Raw genomic sequence first — 4,384 nt, 5'->3', positions numbered from 1 at the left:
GGCGGGTTCAACCGGTCGTTGCAACACCGTGCGTTGAGAGCGAGCGTAGCTGCTCGGCGAAGACCTCCGCGGGAGTCTTCCAGTCCAGGACCTTCCTGGGCCTGTTGTTCAGCGTGTACGCGACTGCTGCGAGGTCCTCGGCCGACCATCTCGACAGGTCCGTGCCCTTGGGGAAGTACTGCCGCAGCACCCCGTTCGTGTTCTCGTTCGTCGGCCGCTGCCACGGCGAGTGGGGGTCAGCGAAGAACACCTTCGTGCCCGTGGCCATCGTGAACTGGACATGCCCGGCCAGCTCCTTGCCCCGATCCCACGTCAAGCTCTGACGCAGCTGCTCCGGCACCGTCGCCATCGCCTTGATCAGGGCCGCGGTCATCGCCTCAGCCCCGTACCCACCCAGCGACGGCCCGTTCTTCACCGGCGGCCGCTCACCCCATCCCTCCAGGCGGGGCAAGTGGACCAGGATCGTGGCCCGGCTCTTGCGCTCGGCCAGAGTCCCGATCGCTGAACGCTCGGTCCCGATGATCAGGTCCCCTTCCCAGTGCCCGGGCACAGCACGATCAGCGGCCTCGGGTGGGCGCTTGCTGAACACCACGTCCTCGGTGACGTGGCCCTGGGGCTTGTTCCGGGTACGTGCCCGCGGCTCGCGCAGAGCCCGCCCGGTACGCAGGCACGCGACGAGTTCACGCTTGAGCGCCCCACGCCCCTGGATGAACAGGGACTGATAGATCGCTTCATGAGAGATCCGCATGGACACATCATCCGGGAACTCCAGGCGCAGCCGGTGGCTGATCTGCTCAGGGCTCCACGCCGTGGACCACCGCCGGTCCGCCCGGCGCGGTTTCATCTTCCGCCCCTTGAAACCGGGCCCGACCGGTCCCGGCACGGCCACGCCATCGGGGCCCAGGACCACCCCGTTCAGGCGTGCCTGGACGTAGTCGTGCAGTCGCTGGTTCGTGGCCAGCTTCGCCGGCTTGGGCCGCCTGGCAGCTTCCTGGGCCTTCCACTGCGCCACCGTGGCCCGGTACTCCTGCTTCCCGGAACGAGTGGCGCAGTTACGGCGCAGCTCACGGCTGATCGTGCCGGGATCACGTCCCAGCGTGCGTGCGATCTGACGGACCCCCTGGCCCTGGGCACGGAGGATTGCGATCTCTTCACGCTCAGCGAAGGACAGATACCGGCCGGTGGGCTCGGCTAAGGACAGCGGGGTCATCCCGCCAGCGTGACGGAACCAGCGCGCCCCGACGGGCCAGGACACGCCCACAGTCAGGGATGCCTCGACCGTGGTGACACCGGTGGCGATCACACGCCAGAACTGGCGTTGGACCTCCCGTGAGGGCTGCGGCCTGCCAGGAGAGCGCATCGGGGCCCGCAAGGCCCGATCCGCTCTCCACTGCCGACGTGTCCCCTCGGGCACGTCACTGATCTTCCTCGCCCAGTCCTTGCTTGCCATCGCCCATACCTCCAGTGATTCCGAGAGGGTGTTGCGACGACCGATTGAATCCACCTTGCGATCCTCGATCCGAATGCACCCGGCAACCCTGCACCTCGGCCTTGCCTCCACGCCGGCCCAGAGCCATCTGCAGGGCGTCCACGGCCAGCTGCGAGCTCATCCGCCGATTGATCGAGTAGCCCACGATCCGGTTCGAGAACACGTCCTTGACCGCGCAGAGATCGAGCTTGGAATCCCCGGCCCAATGCTCTGAGATGTCCGTGAGCCACAGCTGGTTCGGCTTCTCAGCGGCGAACTCACGACGAACCAGATCATCATGAACGGCAGGGCCAGGACGCTTGCCCGAGCCGCGACGGATCGAGTGGCAGCAGCGGACCTTCACGAGCCGACAGGCCTTCAACACCTGATGGTCCGACACGGCCAGGCCACGGCCGCGGAGCTCATCAGCCAGGAACCGGTATCCGAACTCCGGGTCATCGGCATGGGCATCGAGGACGGCGTTGGCGGCATGCGCGTCGGACCATTCCCGCTCGCTGACAGGTTCGGCCAGCCACTGGTAGTAGGCCTGACGGGAGAACCCGAGGACCCGGCAGGAGAGTTTCACGGGAATCCCGTCGCGGGCCAGGTCCTTCACGACGGGATAGGTCATTTTGGGGACTGACCCAATTTCAGGTTCGCCTGGGACAGATACGCGGCCGCACGCCGTAGGACCTCGTTCTCCATCTCCAACTCGCGGTTGCGGCGCTTGAGAGCCTTCAGCTCCTCGTTCTCAGCCTTGGTGATGCCGGGCCGGATCCCGGCCTCGACATCATCCTGGGCCAGCCAGCGCCGTAGGCAGGACTCGGCGATGCCGAAGTCCTTCGCGACCTGCGCGATCGGCATCTGACCCTTACGGGCGATCGCGACCACGTCCTGGCGGAACTCTCGGGGGTATGCAGCGGGCATGGGGTCATCCCTCCAGCAGTCCCTCCCGGGACCACAGATCAGATGTCAACCAAACTCACGGCAGACCCTTTCCTCCTACGGGTCAGGACGGGGGTGCCGGGCCAGAGGTCTCGGGCGGGCTGGGCACGGTGGGTGGGGGTGAGCGATAAAGGCATGTTCTTTCCTGGGCGGCCACCGTGCGATGCCCCCGTGGATGGAGGGGTGTGGGCCGGGCGGGAGGGTCAGTGGATGTAGGAGAAGACGCCCATCATCCCGGCCTCGGCGTGGTAGGCGTTGTGGCAGTGGGTTAGCCACTGGCCCGGGTTGTCCGCCTCGAAGTCGAAGACGATGGTTTGCCGGGGTTTGATGATGACCGTGTCCTTGCGGGCGCCATGGTCGGCCAGCTGGAAGGTGTGGCCGTGCAGGTGCATGGGGTGCCACATGTCGGTGTCGTTGGTCATCGTGACCCGCACGCGTTCGTCCAACCGGAGTTCGAAGGCGCCCTCGAAGGGGTTGGCCGGGTCGAAGCGTCGCCCGTTGATGCCCCAGTCGTACTCCATCATCGATCCGGTGAGGCGTACCTCGTGGGTCGTGGTCGGGTCCTTGGGTGGGAGCAGGACGGATTCGTGTGCCTTCAGTCGGCTGCCATCGAGCACGGTTCCGCCCAGGGTCTGTGGGAGCCGACCGGAGAGCGTGGTCTTTGGACCGGCTGCGATGATGCCGTAGGCGTGGCCGGTCTTGCCCTCGGGCAGGGCCAGTACGGGCACCGCCTGGTCGCCGAGGGTGATCAGCACGTCCAGGCGTTCGCCCATCCCCAGGACGACGGCATCGGCCTGGCGGGGCTGGACCGGGAACCCGTCGGTGTGGGTGATGGTCAGTTCCTGGCCGGGGATCCCGACCCGGTAGGCGGTGTCTCCGGCCGCGTTGATCAAGCGCAGGCGGATCCGGTTGCCCGGGGTGCTGGAGAAGGTGTCCGGGTCGGATGGGGGGCGGCCGTTGAACAGGTGCACGGGGATCTTCACGTCGCCGGCGTCCCCGCCCAGATAGTCGCTCTCAGCGCCCATGAGCATGTGCTTCATGGGCATGCCCGAGGAGCTGTCCTGGCTCATGGACCCGTGGTCCATGCCCGCCATGCCGGCCATGCCCTCCATGTCGCCGGACATGTCCATCCCGGCGGAGAGTTCCTCGACGACGTCCTGCGGTGTTCCGGTGATCCCGTCGAGCCAGTCGTCCAGGATCACGACCCATTCCTGGTCGTAGCTGAGGGGCTCGTTGGGGTCCTCGACGATCAGGGCCCCGTACAGGGCGCGTTCGCGCTGGGTGTCGAAGTGGGAGTGGTACCAGTACGTGCCCGGATGGGACAGCCGGAAGCCGTACGTATAGCGTCCTCCGGCGGCGATGGGGTCCTGGGTCACCCCCTGGACTCCGTCGGCGTCGTTGCGCAGGGCCAGCCCGTGCCAGTGCACGCTCGTGTCCTCGGGCAGGTCGTTGGCGACGCTGACCTTGAGCAGGTCCCCGGTCTGGGCGCGCAGCAGCGGCCCGTTGAGGCCGTCGTTGTATCCCCAGGTGGTCAGGCCCCGACCCTGGAGGGAGGTCTCGAGGGGTGCGGCGGAGAGCCGGTGGGTGACGGTGGTGCCCGAGGCGGCGCGTCGTTTCTCGTACTCGGCGACCAGCGGGTCGGTGGGCAGGATGCGCCCTGACGGTTGGGGGCTGATGGCGGGATCGGCGCAGGCGGCCAGCCCGGCCAGCGCCAGGGCCCCGACGGAGGCGCCCAGGAAGGTGCGGCGGGTGGTCAGTGAGGAGGTCATCGGTTCTTCTTTCCGTCATCCGGCCCCGTGTCGCAGGCGGGCGCGACGGGGCCGGGCATGGCTGATCAGTTGCTGGGTGAGGCCGGTGGCGTACCGGGGCTGCGTGCCGCTGTCACCCGGAGGTATTGGCGGACCCTGCGCTCACCGGTGGGGCGCGGCCGGGGGCTTTAGGTGCGGCTGACAATCGTTTTGACCATGCGAG

4 protein-coding genes are annotated in these 4,384 nt (G+C 67.6%); all 4 read right to left on the bottom strand.

Annotated features, from left to right (window positions below; all coding sequences use genetic code 11):
• Positions 1 to 7: 7 nt before the first annotated feature.
• Complete coding sequence (locus tag ACUJ8O_RS11390; protein ID WP_095347766.1) at positions 8 to 1,450, bottom strand: IS30 family transposase; 1,443 nt, start codon at positions 1,448 to 1,450, stop codon at positions 8 to 10.
• Positions 1,416 to 2,099: a DDE-type integrase/transposase/recombinase gene (locus ACUJ8O_RS11385; protein ID WP_445373392.1), complete on the bottom strand. Its 684-nt coding sequence runs from the start codon at positions 2,097 to 2,099 to the stop codon at positions 1,416 to 1,418. The genes ACUJ8O_RS11390 and ACUJ8O_RS11385 overlap by 35 nt, the downstream gene beginning before the upstream one ends.
• Positions 2,096 to 2,395, bottom strand: coding sequence for a transposase (locus ACUJ8O_RS11380; protein ID WP_002854321.1), 300 nt, complete (start codon positions 2,393 to 2,395; stop codon positions 2,096 to 2,098). The genes ACUJ8O_RS11385 and ACUJ8O_RS11380 overlap by 4 nt, the downstream gene beginning before the upstream one ends.
• Positions 2,396 to 2,616: 221 nt before the next feature.
• Positions 2,617 to 4,182 (bottom strand): multicopper oxidase family protein, encoded by a 1,566-nt coding sequence (locus tag ACUJ8O_RS11375; RefSeq protein WP_049147106.1) that lies wholly within the window; start codon positions 4,180 to 4,182, stop codon positions 2,617 to 2,619.
• Positions 4,183 to 4,384 lie beyond the last annotated feature (202 nt).

The sequence above is a fragment of the Micrococcus sp. EWR3.9.1 genome, from assembly GCF_052615555.1.
The sequence above is the reverse complement of the archived record's forward strand: the minus strand, read 5'-3'. Positions and strand labels throughout refer to the sequence as shown.